At 64.8% G+C, this 16258-nt stretch carries 15 protein-coding genes and 1 pseudogene; 8 read left to right on the top strand and 8 right to left on the bottom strand.

The features are described 5' to 3' along the window. The first annotated feature begins 77 nt into the window (after nucleotides 1-77). Together PST29_RS32350 and PST29_RS03915 are read left to right on the top strand one after the other, a co-directional pair. Complete coding sequence (locus tag PST29_RS32350) at nucleotides 78-626, top strand: hypothetical protein (RefSeq protein WP_231979001.1); 549 nt, start codon at nucleotides 78-80, stop codon at nucleotides 624-626. An 87-nt stretch (nucleotides 627-713) separates the two neighbouring features. Further along, nucleotides 714-1172: a hypothetical protein gene (locus PST29_RS03915; protein WP_060842420.1), complete on the top strand. Its 459-nt coding sequence runs from the start codon at nucleotides 714-716 to the stop codon at nucleotides 1170-1172. A 42-nt stretch (nucleotides 1173-1214) separates the two neighbouring features. Here the strand turns inward: PST29_RS03915 and PST29_RS03910 are convergent, their stop codons facing one another. Next, nucleotides 1215-1772 (bottom strand): pesticin C-terminus-like muramidase, encoded by a 558-nt coding sequence (locus PST29_RS03910; protein ID WP_060837438.1) that lies wholly within the window; start codon nucleotides 1770-1772, stop codon nucleotides 1215-1217. 168 nt (nucleotides 1773-1940) lie between these two features. On the opposite strand from PST29_RS03910, the gene PST29_RS03905 reads away from it, so the two are divergent. From PST29_RS03905 to PST29_RS03895, 3 genes are all read left to right on the top strand, one after another. Next, on the top strand, nucleotides 1941-2324 hold the full coding sequence (locus PST29_RS03905) for a hypothetical protein (protein ID WP_016965010.1): 384 nt from the start codon (nucleotides 1941-1943) through the stop codon (nucleotides 2322-2324). Nucleotides 2325-2406: 82 nt separating this feature from the next. After that, nucleotides 2407-3066: a DUF2589 domain-containing protein gene (locus PST29_RS03900; RefSeq protein WP_047283839.1), complete on the top strand. Its 660-nt coding sequence runs from the start codon at nucleotides 2407-2409 to the stop codon at nucleotides 3064-3066. Between the two features lie 80 nt (nucleotides 3067-3146). Then, nucleotides 3147-3731, top strand: coding sequence for a DUF2589 domain-containing protein (locus PST29_RS03895; RefSeq protein WP_060842419.1), 585 nt, complete (start codon nucleotides 3147-3149; stop codon nucleotides 3729-3731). 46 nt (nucleotides 3732-3777) lie between these two features. On the opposite strand, the gene PST29_RS03890 is transcribed toward PST29_RS03895, so the two are convergent. Then, a complete protein-coding gene (locus PST29_RS03890) occupies nucleotides 3778-4455 on the bottom strand; it encodes a histidine phosphatase family protein (RefSeq protein ID WP_060837436.1) in 678 nt (225 codons plus the stop codon). A gap of 359 nt (nucleotides 4456-4814) precedes the next feature. Here PST29_RS03890 and PST29_RS32675 point away from each other — a divergent pair. From PST29_RS32675 to gliR, 3 genes and pseudogenes are all read left to right on the top strand, one after another. After that, a pseudogene (locus PST29_RS32675) lies at nucleotides 4815-5828 on the top strand (methyl-accepting chemotaxis protein); the annotation flags it as partial. Between the two features lie 42 nt (nucleotides 5829-5870). After that, on the top strand, nucleotides 5871-6734 hold the full coding sequence (locus PST29_RS32670) for a methyl-accepting chemotaxis protein (RefSeq protein ID WP_371920251.1): 864 nt from the start codon (nucleotides 5871-5873) through the stop codon (nucleotides 6732-6734). 319 nt (nucleotides 6735-7053) lie between these two features. Next, nucleotides 7054-8082, top strand: coding sequence for an AraC family transcriptional regulator GliR (gene gliR, locus PST29_RS03880; RefSeq protein ID WP_060842417.1), 1029 nt, complete (start codon nucleotides 7054-7056; stop codon nucleotides 8080-8082). Nucleotides 8083-8088: 6 nt separating this feature from the next. Here gliR and PST29_RS03875 read toward each other — a convergent pair whose 3' ends face one another. From PST29_RS03875 to ggt, 6 genes are all read right to left on the bottom strand, one after another. Next, the gene (locus PST29_RS03875; protein ID WP_060837433.1) at nucleotides 8089-8457 is read right to left on the bottom strand and encodes a glyoxalase superfamily protein; all 369 of its coding nucleotides are present in this window, start codon (nucleotides 8455-8457) and stop codon (nucleotides 8089-8091) included. Between the two features lie 116 nt (nucleotides 8458-8573). After that, a complete protein-coding gene (locus tag PST29_RS03870) occupies nucleotides 8574-10040 on the bottom strand; it encodes an N-acyl-D-amino-acid deacylase family protein (RefSeq protein ID WP_060842416.1) in 1467 nt (488 codons plus the stop codon). Nucleotide 10041: 1 nt separating this feature from the next. Further along, entirely contained in the window at nucleotides 10042-10902 is an 861-nt protein-coding gene (locus PST29_RS03865; RefSeq protein ID WP_060837431.1) for a MurR/RpiR family transcriptional regulator, read from the bottom strand. Beyond that, entirely contained in the window at nucleotides 10903-12252 is a 1350-nt protein-coding gene (locus PST29_RS03860; RefSeq protein ID WP_060837430.1) for a GntT/GntP/DsdX family permease, read from the bottom strand. It abuts the gene before it with no gap. Between the two features lie 215 nt (nucleotides 12253-12467). After that, nucleotides 12468-13913 carry a SulP family inorganic anion transporter gene (locus tag PST29_RS03855; protein ID WP_060842415.1) on the bottom strand — a complete coding sequence of 482 codons (1446 nt, stop codon included), beginning with the start codon at nucleotides 13911-13913 and terminating at the stop codon, nucleotides 12468-12470. A gap of 212 nt (nucleotides 13914-14125) precedes the next feature. Continuing rightward, nucleotides 14126-15793, bottom strand: a complete 1668-nt coding sequence (gene ggt, locus PST29_RS03850; RefSeq protein ID WP_060842414.1) for a gamma-glutamyltransferase — start codon at nucleotides 15791-15793, stop codon at nucleotides 14126-14128. Nucleotides 15794-16258 lie beyond the last annotated feature (465 nt).

The following is a 16258-nucleotide window of genomic DNA, read 5'->3' as shown; positions in this document are numbered from 1 at the left end:
TCCCGCTGATACCCGCTCACCGCCCTTGAAACCATGACTCCTGCCCATTGACGGGCATTTCCTCAAAGGAGTCAGTCATGACCATTACCGTTACCACCACGACCCTGGACCAGGCCGTCGCCCAGAAGCGTTTCGACGATGCCTGCCACTATCTGCGCCAATCCGACCTGGCCAACTTCCTGATCGACGAACTGATCGCCGTCAAGGAAGAGCTGATCGTGGAAGTCACCAACTCGTCGGCAGCGGACAAGACCGACCGCTGGATTCCTCCGGCTGCCAACTCCACCACTTCCGCCGGGCGCGTGGTGTGGAACCTCAAGTCCCAGGTGTACGCCATCGAGAAAAAATACAAGCAGCCGGACCTGAGCAATTTCCAGAAATTCCTCGCGCTGTTCAGCAGCGACCGGGTCGAGCGCCTGTCCCCCGCCCTGGTGCTGATGCACGAGCTGGGACACGCCTGCCAGTTCCTCACCAACAAGGCCGAGTTCCGCCAGCAACTGGCGAACAAAAACATCCTCGAAGTGGAAAACATCAACGTCAACGCCATCGAGAACACCGTGGCCAAGGAATTGACTGCTAAAAACAACAAGGAAGGCCTGCGCTGGGATTACCTCGACGCCCGCTAAGCCTTGCTCCCCGGCGACAGCCTGTCGCCGGGGGGACTTCCCCCGTGTTCGTGTCGGGCCGTGCGGCCTGGAAAAGGAGTTATTCCCATGTTGATTCTGCGTTCACTGATCATCGGCCTGAGCCTGCTGGCCAGCGCTGCCCACGCCCTGGAAACCGCCCAGGTGCCGCCCGCCACCCTCAAGGCCTACGCCGCCACCCTGAGCACCGTCGCCGGCAGCAGCCAGTGGCAGCAACTGTGGAAACGCTCTCGTGACCAGGGCGTGTTCGTCCACCAGGGCGAGCAACCGCGCTTTACCGTCAGCCAGGACAAACTGCCGGACATGGCCCGCAGCACCTTGCTCAACGCCGGCAGCGTCACCCCGCAAAACACCACTCAGGCGCTGTACCGCTACGACTTTTCCAACCCCATCGGCCAGGCCAAGGGCATTTCCCTCAGGGCCATGTGCCTGTTGGTGGACTGGCGTACGCTGCCCAGCAATACCCAGCCCGATGACACCCACTACATGGGCAGTGTGAGCCTGCTGCACACCTACCCCTGCCCTTGAAACCGGCCAGCCGCCCAGGCCCGGGGCCTGGGCGGCAACCGCTCATGAGCCGAGCTGCGAGCCCAGCAGATCGGCCTCCTTGCGCCGCCGAGTGCCGTAGCTGTCGCCAAAATTGCGCAGGTTGGCCAGGGCACTCTTCCAGTCGCGGGCCACCACCTGGGCCCAGAACTTCGGCGTGCGGCTGGCCAGGCTGCCGTACTGAAAGGCCACCGAGGCGATCACGGTCTGCATCGGCGCCGGCAGCTGGGCGAAATCCACCCCGCTGGCCTGGGTGTAGGCCGCGGCCAGGCGATCGACGAAGGGCGCCTTGTACGCCTCATCGATCAGCTCGGCCTCGGCGCTGCTGATGCTCAGGGGCTGGTCAACCAGAAACTGCTTGGCCTTGAGTCCCGTCAGCCCCAGGTAGGGCGTCAGCCGCCGCACCAGATCCGCCGGCAGATTGAGCGCCTGCAGATCCTGGACCCCGCGCTGCCCCAGGTCGAACCCGGTGCCCACCGTCACCCCGCTTTTGCTGTTGGCCGCATCGGGCACATAACCGCGAGTCATGGCACCGCCTTCGAGGGCGGCGATAAAACTGAAATCAATCGCATAACGTGACATGGATATTTCCTCCAACGGTTGAAGAAAATCCAGTGCACCACCCGCGACCGATACAACATCAGAATGTAATAGTTCCCTTTAATAGGGGGGAAATTTCCCACTGAACAACGGACGAGGCACCTCCTTAGGATCGAACCAGCGTTATCCATAATTCCAAGGAGGTACCAAATGGACGTGAAAGACCTCAGTCTCATTGATGTTCGCCAACTACCCCACTCGCTCCAGGCCCTCATCGACTGCATCGGCCTGGAGAACGCCTACCGCCTGACCCGGGAATACGGCGGCCGTCCCAAGTACATTCCCAAGCACGCCGAACGCACCTCGCTGGCCCTGATCCTGCCCCCCGACGCCCTCAACGCCCTGATCGAACGCTTTGCCGGCCTGGCCCTGGAAATCCCCAAGGCCGATCACTTCTGCCGGCAGATCCGCAACCAGCACATCCAGCTGGAAAGCCTGGGCGGCATCTCCCGCAGCGTGCTGGCGGACAAGTACGGCCTGAGCCTGCGGCAGATCGGCAATATCCGTCGCCTGGAAGCCAACACTCACCGGTAATCGATTCCCGCTGAATCGGCCGTCACGGCTTTCTTAAGGTACAGGGGCGCATTTCGCGCAACGAAGAACAAGGAGCTAGACCATGGCAGATATTGATAAGGGCTTGATCGGCGGCGTGATTGCCGCGCTGCCCCTGGACAAGATGATCACCGGCCCACTGATGGCGATGATTCAGGCGCAGGTCGCCGCGAGCAAAGCCTATGCGGACTTCCTCATGGGCGTGTGCATCAAGGACGGCCAGGCGGTATCGGTGCAGTTCGACTACGACGAAACCCTGGTGGATGAACAGGGCGTCTACAAGGGCACGGTGAAGAAGTCGATGCGCATTCCGCTGCTGGCGGCCATCAGTCACCCCAACATCACCATCGAGGAAGGCTCCATCGAGTTCGAGCTGACCATCAGCCAGATGGCCGAGGACACCAGCTCCACCGAAGCCTCCGGCAGCTTCGAGGCGAAGCTGGGCTGGGGCCCGTTCAGTGTGTCGGTCAAGGGTGCGGCAAGCCACAAATCCACCCAGACCCGCAAGACCGACACCCGCGCGCGCTACGCCATCAGCACCAAGATCGTCCGCCAGGACCCACCGGAAGCCCTGATGCGTGTCATCGACTTCCTCACCGACGCCGCCACCAAGCCGGTGCGGCTGCCGAGCACTCAACCGACCGACCCGGACAAGCTGCCAACCGCTAATACGCTGGCAATGCCGGGCGCTGCGGCCGAGAAGAAAACCGGCACCGGCGGTTGATCCACGCGGCACCTTCGACCCAGTAACCCGCCCCGCCTTCACGGCGGGGTTCTCCAGCCACCGAACAAGGAGCGTGATCCATGGCATTCTTTTCCCGCCGCAAGGAGCCCATGTCAGCCAGCGACCTGAGCCACATCACCCGGGGCATGCACCAGGCCGCCGCCGCCACCCACAACCTGATCGCCCAGCAGTACATCAAGCTGTTCGACCAGTTCTTCGATTACAACGTCAACGACCTGGGCACGCCGATGAAGGCCAAGATGGTCGAGGTGGCGCTCAACGAGCAGCACATCATCAATGTGCCGCTGATCGCCCTGGTTTCGCCCAAGGGCCTGGCCCTGCACAAGATGACCGTCGACCTGTCGGTACGCATGCATGGCACCGAACTGCAGAAGGCCAGCCACGACCTGGAGAATGGCGAACTGCAAAGCGAGAAGTTCTTCGTCACCTTCGGCAGCGGCAAGCGCGAGGGCCAGGAACGCGACCCGGACGAAGTGCAGATCAGCATGGAGTTTCGCGACTGCGAGCCGCCGGAAGCGATCCAGCGCCTGATCGAAGAGTTCACCAACCTGATCAGTCCGCAACGGATCGAGCACGGCCCCGCGCCGACGGCGATCGCGCCCGCCGGCAGCCCGCCAGCCGATCCGGACCTGCTGGCCCCCTGAGCCCGGGGCGCGCCCGGCTGACCGCAGCGGTCAGCCCCGAGGCGCATCAAGGCTTGAGGTTCACCGAACGCCAGTCGCTGGCCTCGATCATGCCAAGCATCTTCGGCGCGCCATTGAGGGTATCGGTGGTGATGAACAGGGAAGCGCCATAGCCCAGGGTCGGGGTCGCCAGCTTCAGTTCCTGTTCCAGTTCATCCATGCATTCACTGTGGGTCACCAGCACAAGATTGCGCCCGGCCACCTTGTGCGCCAGCACGTCGCGCAACAGATTGCCCTTGCAGTCGTACAGCCAGCCATCGCCACTGCTGACCTTGCTGAACATGTAGCCCGCAGTCTGCGCGGTACGGGTCATGGGGCTGTTGTAGAGGTCGGTGCGTTCCAGGCCCAACTGCTCGAATCGCGCGCCGATGGCTACCGCCACCTCCCGGGCACGATCGGTAATGCCATCGGCGGGCCCCAGGCAGGGCGCGCTGGAACGGTCGCAGCGCTCCACATGCCGCACCAGGACAATGGTGTCGCCCTTGGCCCAACTGCTGGTCACCGCCTTGATCCCGGCCACATTGCCGTGAGCCAGGTCGGGCACCGCCGTCGGCTGCAACAGCAGCAGGCCAAGGGGAATCAGCAAAAAGGCCGCCAGCAGCAACCCCAGGCGGTTCTTGTAACGCGTCAGGCCGCCCATCGCGAATGAGCGTTTGACCGGCGGCAAAGCGAGTCTTGTGGCCACTGTCCAACCGCCCCTCTGAGAATGATCCGATGTGTTGAGCGACGCGCCATCAGGCTAGCGCCTGCTGATGACAAACGAGCGCCGCCGAATGCCGGCGGCATCGACTCGTCGGACTCTAGGGCGGCAAGCGTGGGGCGCGGGTGAAATGAATGTGAAAAAAAGCTCAACGGACCGACGGTGATCCCGCAAAATGACCGTCCATCGCATCAAACATTGTCCTGGGACAATACCGACGAAATCGTTTCAGCTATGGAACGTCCCGCCGATACACCCCCTACAAAACACCTTGCTGGTCACCAACAACAACAATCTTCCAGCCAACTCAAGATCAAGAAGAGCTACGTTCCTGGAGGAATTCAATGAGTAGTTGGTTTGCCAACATCAGCGTCAACCTTAAGCTGGGCCTGGGTTTCGGCCTCGTCCTGGCCCTGACCACCGTCCTTGCACTGACCGGCTGGACCAGCCTGGGCAACCTGATCGACCGCAGCAACTGGATGAGCGACATCACCCAGCTCAACAGCGGCCTGACCAAACTGCGGGTCACCCGCCTGCAGTACATGCTGGCCAACGGCGACGAAACCGCCGCCCAGGGCGTGCAGAGCACCCTGGACGATTTCAGCGCGCAGCAGAAAAAGCTCCTGGCCTCGTTCCAGAGCCCGGACAACATCAAGCTCCTGCAAGGCCTGGGCACGACCATCAGCGCCTACCAGGACTCGCTGAACAAGATGCGCAATGCCTACCGTACCGGCGACGCCGCGCGCCAGGCGATGAACCAGAACGCCGAGCGCGCCAACGACCTGATCAACGCCATCAACGCCCGGGTCAAGCAGATGCCCCTGAGCGACGAGCGCTTCGAGCAGTTCCAGGCCATCACCCAGGCCAAGGACGCCTTCCAGCTGGCCCGCTATGAAGTGCGCGGCTACGTCACCACCAACAACCCGGACACCGAACAGAAAGCCGCAACCCAGCTCAATGCGGCGATTGCCGAGCTGGACCAGCTCAACGCGCACTTCGGCAGCACCCAGCGCGACGCCATGCAACAGCTGGAAGCGGCCCTGAGCGGCTACCGCAGTTCGCTGCAGGCCTTCAAGCTGGCCTTCAGCGATGCCGTGCAGGCGCGCAAGGAAATGACCGACCAGGGCGCCGACATCGTCAGCCGCAGCGACGCCCTGTACCAGATCCAGCTGGACCGTCGCGACATCGAAAGCGCCCAGGCCCGCAGCCTGCAGTTGATCAGCACCCTGCTGGCGCTGCTGGTGGGCGTACTGGCCGCCGTGATCATCACCCGGCAGATCACCCGCCCGCTGCAGGAAACCCTGGCCGTGGTCGAGCGCATCGCTTCCGGCGATCTCACCGAAAACCTGCGGGTTACCCGTCGCGATGAACTGGGCGTGCTGCAACAGGGCATCGCCCGCATGGGCGTGACCCTGCGCGAGCTGATCGGCGGCATCCGCGACGGCGTGACCCAGATCGCCAGCGCCGCCGAAGAACTGTCGGCCGTGACCGAGGAAACCAGCGCCGGGGTCAACAGCCAGAAAGTCGAGACCGACCAGGTGGCCACCGCCATGCACGAGATGACCGCCACCGTGCAGGAAGTCGCACGCAACGCCGAAGAGGCCTCCCAGGCCGCGGCCGCCGCCGACGGCGAAGCCCGCCAGGGTGACAAGGTGGTGGCCCAGGCCATCGAACAGATCGAGCGCCTGGCCAGCGAAGTGGTGCGCTCTACCGACGCCATGACCGTGCTGCAACAGGAAAGCGACAAGATCGGCAGCGTCATGGACGTGATTAAGGCCGTGGCCGAACAGACCAACCTGCTGGCGCTGAACGCCGCCATCGAAGCCGCCCGGGCCGGTGAAGCCGGGCGTGGTTTTGCCGTGGTCGCCGACGAAGTGCGGGCCCTGGCCCAGCGCACCCAGAAGTCCACCGAAGAGATCGAGGAACTGGTGGCCGGCCTGCAGAACGGCACCCAGCAAGTGGCCACGGTGATGAACAACAGCCGCAGCCTGACCGACAGCAGCGTCGAGCTGACCCGCAAGGCCGGTGCCTCGCTGGAAAGCATCACCCGCACCGTGTCCAACATCCAATCGATGAACCAGCAGATCGCCGCCGCCGCCGAACAGCAGAGCGCCGTGGCCGAAGAGATCAGCCGCAGCATCATCAACGTGCGCGACGTGTCCGAACAGACCGCCGCCGCCAGCGATGAAACCGCGGCCTCCAGTGTTGAACTGGCGCGCCTGGGCGGCCAGTTGCAGATGATGGTCAGCCACTTCCGCGTTTGATTTGCGCCCCGTCGCCGCCCCCCTTGAACCAGGGTGGCGGCCACACGCGGGTTGGTAGACCGGTACTCCAGACAACCGGCGCACGCAAGGTGCCCCGCGCATGGACGCCCTACCTCTGTAGCCGCTGCCGCAGGCTGCGACAAGGCCCGCAGGGCCTTCCTGGGCCCTCAAGAGCGGCGTCCCCTTCGGGGCCGGTCGCAGCCTGCGGCAGCGGCTACAAGAAGCGGGGGCGCCGGCCATTTACAGCCCTTGGGGTTTGCCCTTACCTTTCCCGCTCTTCGTCCTGCTGTCCTAGGGATTAGTCACCAGGAACCCGTACATGCCCAGCCTCGGTTTTACTTCGGTCCCGCCCCTGCTGAAATACCTGCTCTATGCCGAGCAACTGGGTATTGCCACCGAGCCGGCGCTGGCGGCGGCCGGGCTGCAAGCCGCGCAGTTGAACGACACCAGCCTGCGCCTGCCCATGGAGGTGCATGAACGGCTGCTGGACTATTTCTGCCAGCACTCCGGCGATCCGCTGTTCGGGCTCAATTCGGCGCGCTTCGTCAAACCCAGCTCCTGGAACGTGCTGGGCTACATCACCATGAACTGCGCGACCCTGGGCGAAGCCATGGGCCGCATCATGCCGTTCGAAAAACTGGTGGGGGACATGGGCACCAGTCGCGCCGAGGCGGCAGGCGATCAGGTGCGGCTGATCTGGAATTGCCGCCATCAGCGCCCGGACATTCGCCGGCACCTGGTGGAAAACGTCCTGGCCTCCTGGCTGTTGTACGCGCGCTGGATCGCCGACTCGCAGTTGTCGCCCAGCGCAGTGTGGTTCGAGCACGCCCTGCCGGACCAGGCCGAGGCGGCGCAGTACGAGGCGTTGTTCGGCTGCCCGGTGCTGTTCCAGCAACCCTGCTCAGCGCTGGTGGCGCCACTGGACTACCTGCAGTTGCCCCTGCGCCAGGCCGACGCACGCCTGCTCAAGACCCTGGAAGAACATGCCCAGGCGATGATGGCGTCCCTGGGCGATGCGCCCCTGGCGTTGCAGGTGCAGAACCTGTTGCGCCAGTTGCTCAAGGACGGCCTGCCGCGCAAGGAGCAGGTGGCGGAGCAGTTGCAGATGTCGGAACGCACCCTGCAGCGCCAGCTGCAACAGGCCGGCACCTCCTACCAGCAGATTCTCGATGACTTGCGCCAGGAGTTGGCCGAGCACCACTTGCGCCACAGCGCCCTGTCGATCCAGGACATCGCCGATTGCCTGGGCTACAGCGAATCCCGTTCCTTTCACCGCAGCTTCAAGAACCGCACCGGGCTGACCCCGGGGCAATTCCGTCAGGCCACGCTGAGCACCGGCAAGGCCTGAGCCCCCTCAGACGCAAATGGCGTTGGTGAACACCAGTCGATTGCCGAATGGATCGCTGACGGTCATGTCCTGGCTGCCCCAGGGCATGGCCTGGATCTGCGGATGGGAGAAACGGTAGTTCTTGGCCAGCAATTGCTGCTGGAAGGCTTCCAGCTCGTCGGTCTCGATCCGCAGCGCCGCACCCGGGGTGCTATCGCCGTGATGCTCGGACAGATGCAGCACGCATTCGCCCCGGGACACCTGCATGTACAGCGGAAAGTCATCCTCGAAACGATGCTGCCAATCCAGGTTGAACCCCAGGAAGTCGAGGTAAAACTCCCGGGCCTTGGCTTCATCGAAGATCCGCAGGATGGGGGTGGTTTTGCCAAAGCTCATTGCACGACTCCCTGACCGAAATAAGCCGCCTGTACCGACGGCGGTTCCCAGCACTTCGGCGCCACTCAGGGATTCTTTAATAGCACCGCGCCATCACTGTGACGAAGATCAAAGAATCAGCCCGCGGTGCGAAAGCCCCGGCGCAAATCCCCCTCCCGCGGCAGGAAGCGCCCGGCGCGCTGAGCGTTGGCCCGGCCCTGGGCATAACTGCACACCCCGTTGACCCAAACCCCGTCGATCCCTTGCGCCGCTTGCTGCGGGTGCTTGAAGTCGGCCACGTCGCGCACCCGCGCCGGGTCGAACAGCACCAGATCCGCCCAGTGCCCTTCGCGGATCTCGCCGCGCTGCTGCAGGCCGAAGCGCGTGGCGGAAAGCCCGGTCATCTTGTGCACCGCAGTGTGCAGCGGGAACAGGCCCAGGTCGCGACTGAAGTGCCCGAGCACCCGGGGAAAGGCGCCCCACAGGCGCGGATGGGGGAAGGGATCGTCCGGCAGGCCATCGGAGCCGATCATCGACAGCGGATGGGCGAGGATGCGCCGCACATCGCTTTCATCCATGCCGTAGTACACCGCCCCCGCCGGTTGCAGGCGCTCGGCGGCGGCCAGCAGGCTGACGCCCCACTCGTCGGCAATCTCGTTCAGATCACGACCGCCCTGTTCGGGGTGCGGCGTGGACCAGGTGATGGTGATGCGGTACGCATCGGTGACCTGCTTGAGATCCAGGGTCGAAGAGCTGGCGGCGTAGGGATAACAATCACAGCCCACCGGATGATCCTGGGCCGCCCGCTCCAGGGCCGCCAGCAGTTGCGGGCTGCGCCCCCAGTTGCCGGCCCCGGCGCATTTGAGGTGGGAGACGATCACCGGCGCCCGGGCCGCGCGACCAATGAGGAAGGCCTCGTCCATGGCCTCCAGCACCGGCTCGAACTCACTGCGCAGGTGGGTGGTGTACACCGCGCCGAATGCCGTCAGTTCCTGGGCCAGTTGCAGCACTTCATCGGTGTCGGCGCTAAACGCGCTGGCGTAGGCCAGCCCGCTGGACAGGCCCAGGGCCCCCTGCTCAAGGCTCTCGCGCAACTGCCCGCGCATGGCCGCGATCTGATCGGCGCTGGCGCTGCGGTACAGGTCCGGCAGGTGGTTGCTGCGCAGCGCCGTGTGCCCCACCAGGGCCGCGACATTCACCGCTGGCTGCGCCTGGTCCACCGCCGCGCGGTAGTCGCAAAACCGTGGGTAGACAAACATGCCGCGCTCGCCCAGCAGGTTCATCGGGTCCGGCGGGTCGCCCTTGAGGCTCACCGGCGCGGCGCTGATCCCGCAGTTGCCGACAATCACCGTGGTCACGCCCTGACTGAGCTTGGGCAACATCTGCGGCTGGCGGATCACCACCGTGTCGTCATGGGTGTGCACGTCGATGAAACCCGGGGCCAGCACACGCCCGGCGGCATCGATATCGACCTCCGCCGTGGCCATGGACAGATCGCCAATACAGGCGATGCGACCGTCGCCGATCGCCAGGTCGGCGGGGTAACCCGGGCGGTCGCTGCCGTCGATGATCAGGGCGTTGCGGATCAGCGTGTCGTAGCGCATGTCAGTCTCCCAGGGGCAGGCAGTCTTCGCCGCCACGGTAATGGTCCAGGGCCAGCTTGATCCGCCGCAGGCGCTCCTGGTTGTCGTCCGGCTGGGCCAGGGCCAGCTCGGTGGCCAGCACGTCGATGGCCAGGAGCATGCCGTAGCGGGCCGCGGTGGGTTTGTAGATGAACGGGGTTTCGGCGCTGTGCAGGGGCAGCAGCACATCCGCCAGTTGCGCCAGGGGCGAGTCGGGCAAGGTGATGGCCAGGATCCCCGCACCGTAGGTGCGCGCCAGGGTCACCGCCTCCAGCAGCTCGGGGGTGATGCCGGTCAGGGAACAGGCGATCACCGCGTTTTGCGGCCCCAGGGCGGCGGCGGTGACCCGCATCATCACCGGGTCGTGACAGGCGGCGATGGGGTAGCCCAGGCGCACCAGGCGCACCTGCAGTTCATCGCTGCACAGGGTCGAGCAGCCGCCGCTGCCGAAGGCGTGAATCATCCGCGCGCGCCCCAGCAAGCGCACCGCGTCGGCGAACTGCGCCTGGGTGAAACCGGCCAGGTGCCGATGCAGCACGGACTCGATGTCGCCGACGATCTGCCGGTAGAAACCGGACTGCTCGGGCGTACTGCCCGGGTCGAGAAAGCGGCTGCCGACGCCGCTGGCCTGGGCCAGTTGCAGGCGCAGTTGACGCAAGTCGCGGCACCCGACGCTGCGGGCAAACCGCGACAGGGTGGCGGCGCTGACTTCGGCGCGTCGGGCCAGTTCGTCGAGGCTGGCGGAGGCGCCAAAGCCGACGTCGTCCAACAGCAGACGGGCGATCCGCTGCTCCCCGGCGCTGAAGTCGTTCAGCCCCGAACGGATCTTGTAAAGAATGTCCATCTACAGCAGCTCCGCGAGACCCAGGGTCAGGCCGAAGGCGATCAGCGAGATCAGCGTCTCCAGCACGGTCCAGGTCTTGAAGGTTTGAGTGACGGTCATATTGAAGTATTCCTTCACCAGCCAGAAGCCACCGTCGTTGACGTGGGACAGAATTACCGAGCCGGCGCCGGTGGCGATCACCAGCAGTTCCGGGTGCGGGTAGCCCAGGCCGACGGCCACCGGCGCCACCACCCCCGAGGCGGTGGTCAGGGCCACGGTGGCGGAACCGGTGGCGACCCGCATCAGCACCGCGAACAGCCAGCCCATCCACAGCGGCGACAGCTGGAATTCATGGGCCAGGCCGACGATCTGCTCGGTGACCCCGGAGTCGATCAGAATCCGATTCAGGCCGCCCCCGGCCCCCACCAGCAAGGTGATGCTGGCCGTGGGCGCCAGGCACTCGTTGGTGAACTTGAGGATCGATTCACGGTTGATGCCCTGGGCCAGCCCCAGGGTCCAGAAACTCACCAGGGTCGCCACCAGCAGGGCGATCACCGAGTTGCCGATGAACAGCAGGAACTGATTGAGCCCGGTGCCGGGCTCGGCCAGCAGGTTGGCCCAGCCGCCGATCAGCATCAGCACCACCGGCAGCAGGATGGTGAACATGGTCAGGCCAAAGCTGGGCAGGCGCGCCCGGGGTTCGCGAGCAATGAACTGACGCTCCAGGGGGTTCTCGGCCGGCAGATGGATGTGCGGCACGATGAACCGGGCATACACCGGACCGGCGATGATCGCCGTGGGCACGCCGATCAGGATCGCGTACAGCAGGGTCTGCCCCACCGACGCCTGATAGGCCTGCACCGCCAGCATCGCCCCCGGGTGCGGCGGCACCAGAGCGTGGACCACCGACAGCCCGGCGACCATGGGCAGGCCCACCATCAGCAGCGACACCCCCACCCGCCGTGCCACGGTGAAGGCAATGGGGATGAGCAGTACAAAACCCACTTCGAAAAACAGCGGCAGCCCCACCAGAAAGGCGATACAGACCATGGCCCAATGGGCGTTGCGCTCGCCGAAGCGGTCGATCAAGGTCCGCGCCACTTGTTCGGCGCCGCCGGATTCGGCCATCAGCTTGCCGAGCATGGTGCCCAGGGCCACCACCAGGGCGATATGGCCCAGGGTCTTGCCGACCCCGGCTTCATAGGCACCCACCACGCCGGACGGCGGCATGCCGGCCATCAGCGCCAGGCCGACGGACACCAGGGTGATGACAATAAAGGGATTGAGCCGGTAGCGGGCGATCAACACGATCAACGCAATGATGGCGACTGCGGCGTAGCCCAGCAGCCAAAAACCCGATGCAGGAGCCATGGGACCCTCCTTGAAGACAGCGTCACTTCGAATGGTTGTGAAACGCTTTAATCACTTAAGGAGGCGGGTTTCAAACCCAGTGAAACTAATTTTCGTAAAGAGGCAGGCCTTGTCGCGAACAGCTAAGTAAAACGCCGCTCGATGAAAATCGGCAGTGGATATTTTCACTCCACGGCCCTGACAAACCGCCGAGCGGAACGACTCGCCCGAGGGCTTCAGTCGGGCTGCACCCGAGCCCGTTTCAGCAGCTGCCTGCAACGTTCGGACAGGTGCAGCACCTGCAGGTGCTTGCCGGCCTTGGCATAACGCTCGCGCAGGGTTTTCAGGGCGGCGATGGCCGAGTAATCCACGAAGCTCAGGTGGCGACAGTCGACGGTGACGTGCTGCGGATCGCCCGCCGGGTCGAACTGGTTGAGAAACGGCGTGGTGGAGGCGAAGAACAAAGTGCCGTGCAACTGATAGCGCTTGCTGCCGTCGGCCTCCAGGTGAGCGTCGGCATACAGCTCCCGGGCCTGCTGCCAGGCGAAGTTGAGGGCGGCGATGACAATGCCGCAGAACACCGCCATGGCCAGGTCGGTGAACACCGTGATCACGCTCACCGCCAAGATCACCAGCACATCGTTCAGCGGCACCTTGCGGATCACCCGCAACGAGGCCCAGGCAAAGGTCTGCTGTGACACCACGAACATCACCCCCACCAGCGCCGCCAGGGGAATGCTTTCGATCAGCGGCGCCGCAAACAGCACGAACAGCAGGATCAGGCCACCGGCCACCACCCCGGACAAGCGCCCGCGGCCGCCGGAACTGAGGTTGATCACGGTCTGCCCGATCATCGCGCAGCCACCCATGCCGCCGAACATCCCCGAGACCATGTTGGCCGCCCCCAGGGCCACGCATTCACGGTCCGGATGGCCGCGGCTCTCGGTGATTTCATCGGTGAGGTTGAGGGTCAGCAGGGTTTCCAGCAGGCCGACCATGGCCATCAGCAGCGCGTAGGGCGCGACGATCGACAGCGTCTCCAGGTTCCACGGCACCTGGGGCACGGCCAGGCCCGGCAGGCTGCCGGCGATGTGCGCCATGTCGCCCAGGGTGCGGGTCGGCAGGTCCAGCAGGTACACCAGCAAACCGACGCCGAGGATCGCCACCAGGGCCGGCGGCACGGCGCGGGTCAGGCGCGGCAGCAGATAGACGATGGCCATGGTCAGCGCCACCAGGCCGCCCATCAGGTACAGCGGCCGGCCGCTGAGCCAGTGTTCGCCGCTCTTGAAATGCTCCAGCTGGGCCAGGGCAATCACGATCGCCAGGCCGTTGACGAAGCCCAGCATCACCGGGTACGGCACCATGCGCACCAGCTTGCCCAGGCGCAGCAGGCCGAAGGCGACCATCACCAACCCGCCCAGCAACACCGTGGCCAGCAGGTACTGCACCCCGTGCTGCACCACCAGGGCGACGATCACCACCGCCATGGAACCGGCAGCACCGGAGATCATCCCGGGGCGACCGCCGAACAGCGCGGTCAGGGTGCAGATGAAGAAGGCGCCGTACAGGCCCATCAACGGGTTGAGGTGAGCCACCAGGGCGAAGGCGATGCATTCGGGGAGCAAGGCGAAGGACGTGGTGAGTCCGGCCAGGACATCGGCGCGCAGACGTTTTGCTTTCATGGTTGACCTGATCGACGGACCGGCGGACGCGGTCCTGGGGGAGAGCGGAAAAAGGCGCGCAATGGTACGGAATTGAAGCGCCGCCGAACAGCCGCTCGTCGGCGCGTGAGCAACAAAGGCAGGAGCTGGCTTGCCAGCGAAGCGGCGCTCGATCGGGCGCCAGGCTGACGGGCCCGTTCGCCGGCAAGCCGGCTCCTACAGCGGTTCAGCGGTTATTTGACGACCTTGCCGACGCCACGACCACGGGGGTCGGAAGCGGTTTCAAGCGCGGTGCCGTTGACCCGGATCGCCTGGATGTCGCCCATCTCCCAGCCCTGGTCTTCCAGGGTGTAGCCCATGGCTTTGAGCTCGTCGGCGACCTTGCCGGTGAGCGGCGCGTAGGCGTCGTAGTAGATCGTGTCCTTGGGCAGCAACTGGTGATGCACGCGCTGCGCGGCCACGGCCTTCTCCAGGGGCAGGTGGTAGTCGTAGAGGTTGTTCAGCACCTGGAAGATCGAGGTGAAGATCCGCGAACCACCGGGGGTGCCCAGCACCAGGGTGACCTTGCCGTCACGGGTCACCAGGCTCGGGCTCATGGACGACAGCATGCGCTTGCCGGGAGCAATGGCGTTGGCGTCACCGCCGACCACGCCAAAGGCGTTGGCGACGCCGGGCTTGGCGCTGAAGTCGTCCATTTCGTCGTTGAGCAAGAAGCCCGCGCCCTTGACCACCACGCCGCTGCCGTAGTCCCAGTTCAGGGTGTAGGTGTTGCTCACCGCGTTGCCCTGGGCATCGACGATGGAGAAGTGGGTGGTCTGGTGCCGCTCAAGCCCGGGACGCACCTTCTCGGTGGCCGAGATGGCATTCGGGTTGACTTCGGCGGCGCGTTTTTTCAGGTACGCCGGGTCGGTCAGCTGCTTGACCGGCACCTCGGAAAACGCCGGGTCGCCCAGGTAGTCGGCGCGGTCGGCGAATACGCGTTTCTCGATTTCCGCCAGCAGGTGGATGTACTTGGCCGAGTTCAGCTCGACGCCCTTGAAGTCCGCGGCGCGCTCTTCCTTGATGCTGATCAGCTGCGCCAGGGCGACCCCGCCGGAGCTGGGCGGCGGCGCGGTGTACAGGGTGTTGCCTCGGAAGGTCACCTGCAGCGGCTGGCGCCACTGGACCTTGTAGTCCTGCAGGTCCTGCTTGGTGATCAGGCCCTTGTCGGCCTGCATCTGGGCCACCAGCAAGTCGGCGGTCTTGCCGCTGTAGAACTCCTTGGCGCCCTGGTCGGCGATGCGCTCCAGGGTCGCGGCCAGCTCCGGCTGACGGAAGGTTTCACCGGGTTTCATGCTGCCGAAGTAGTCGCCGAAGTTGGTGCTGCCGTTGAACAGCTTCAGCGCATCTTCGCGGTACTGGTACTGCTTGTCCGCCACCTTGAAACCGTTTTTCGCGTAGCCCACGGCCGGGGTGATCAGCTCGCTCCACGGCAACTTGCCGAACTTCTGGTGGGCTTCCCACAGGCCCATCACGGTGCCCGGCACCCCGGCGGCGCGGGCGCCCACCAGGCTCAGGTTCTCGATCACCTCGCCCTTTTCATTCAGGTACATGTCCCGGGTCGCGGCCTTGGGCGCGGTTTCCCGGTAGTCGAGGAAGTAGGGCTTGCCGTCGATGTACATCGTCATGAACCCGCCGCCGCCGATATTGCCGGCCTCGGGGTAGGTCACCGCCAGGGTGAACGCGGTGGCCACCGCCGCATCCACCGCGTTGCCGCCCTTCTTCAGGATCTGCGCCGCGACATCGGCGCCGTACTGGTTGGGCGCCGCTACCGCGCCACCTTCCAGCGTCACGGCAAAGGCCGAACCGCTGGCGGCGATGGCGGCCGTCAGGGCCAGGGACTTGAACAACAGAATGCGCATAAAGTCCTTCCTTTTCTTGTTTTTGAACGGCAAGAACCTTAGGCCCGAGACGGGGGGGTGAGCAATCGCCAATCGTGGCACGAACGTCCCAAGCCTCAGCCATGGATCACCGTAGGAGCTGGCTTGCCAGCGAAGGCGATTTCAAGACGTGCGCAAAACCTGGGGGCCTCTTCGCCGGCAAGCCGGCTCCTACAAGGGATCGATTGCCGGATAGACCCGATACACACAGCCACCGCAGGAGCTGGCTTGCCAGCGAAAGCGATTTCAAGACGTGCGCAAAACCTGGGTGCCCCTTCGCCGGCAAGCCGGCTCCTACAAGGGATCGATTGCCGGATAGACACGATGCACACAGCCACCGTAGGAGCTGGCTTGCCAGCGAAAGCGATTTCAAGACGTGCGCAAAACCTGGGGGCCCCTTCGCCGACAAGCCGGCTCCTACAAGGGATCGATTGCCGGACAGACACG

The sequence above is a fragment of the Pseudomonas sp. St29 genome (assembly GCF_001547915.1).
In the GTDB taxonomy this organism is placed as follows: domain Bacteria; phylum Pseudomonadota; class Gammaproteobacteria; order Pseudomonadales; family Pseudomonadaceae; genus Aquipseudomonas.
The sequence above is the reverse complement of the archived record's forward strand: the minus strand, read 5'-3'. Positions and strand labels throughout refer to the sequence as shown.

Coding starts and splice junctions, on each gene's coding strand:
- PST29_RS03870 (WP_060842416.1), bottom strand. CDS start 10,040: ATGCGCTACGACACGCTGATCCGCAACGCCCTGATCATCGACGGCAGC.
- PST29_RS32350 (WP_231979001.1), top strand. CDS start 78: ATGACCATTACCGTTACCACCACGACCCTGGACCAGGCCGTCGCCCAG.
- ggt (WP_060842414.1), bottom strand. CDS start 15,793: ATGCGCATTCTGTTGTTCAAGTCCCTGGCCCTGACGGCCGCCATCGCC.
- PST29_RS03905 (WP_016965010.1), top strand. CDS start 1,941: ATGGACGTGAAAGACCTCAGTCTCATTGATGTTCGCCAACTACCCCAC.
- PST29_RS03875 (WP_060837433.1), bottom strand. CDS start 8,457: ATGAGCTTTGGCAAAACCACCCCCATCCTGCGGATCTTCGATGAAGCC.
- PST29_RS03910 (WP_060837438.1), bottom strand. CDS start 1,772: ATGTCACGTTATGCGATTGATTTCAGTTTTATCGCCGCCCTCGAAGGC.
- gliR (WP_060842417.1), top strand. CDS start 7,054: ATGCCCAGCCTCGGTTTTACTTCGGTCCCGCCCCTGCTGAAATACCTG.
- PST29_RS03915 (WP_060842420.1), top strand. CDS start 714: ATGTTGATTCTGCGTTCACTGATCATCGGCCTGAGCCTGCTGGCCAGC.
- PST29_RS32670 (WP_371920251.1), top strand. CDS start 5,871: ATGGGCGTGACCCTGCGCGAGCTGATCGGCGGCATCCGCGACGGCGTG.
- PST29_RS03900 (WP_047283839.1), top strand. CDS start 2,407: ATGGCAGATATTGATAAGGGCTTGATCGGCGGCGTGATTGCCGCGCTG.
- PST29_RS03865 (WP_060837431.1), bottom strand. CDS start 10,902: ATGGACATTCTTTACAAGATCCGTTCGGGGCTGAACGACTTCAGCGCC.
- PST29_RS03895 (WP_060842419.1), top strand. CDS start 3,147: ATGGCATTCTTTTCCCGCCGCAAGGAGCCCATGTCAGCCAGCGACCTG.
- PST29_RS03855 (WP_060842415.1), bottom strand. CDS start 13,913: ATGAAAGCAAAACGTCTGCGCGCCGATGTCCTGGCCGGACTCACCACG.
- PST29_RS03860 (WP_060837430.1), bottom strand. CDS start 12,252: ATGGCTCCTGCATCGGGTTTTTGGCTGCTGGGCTACGCCGCAGTCGCC.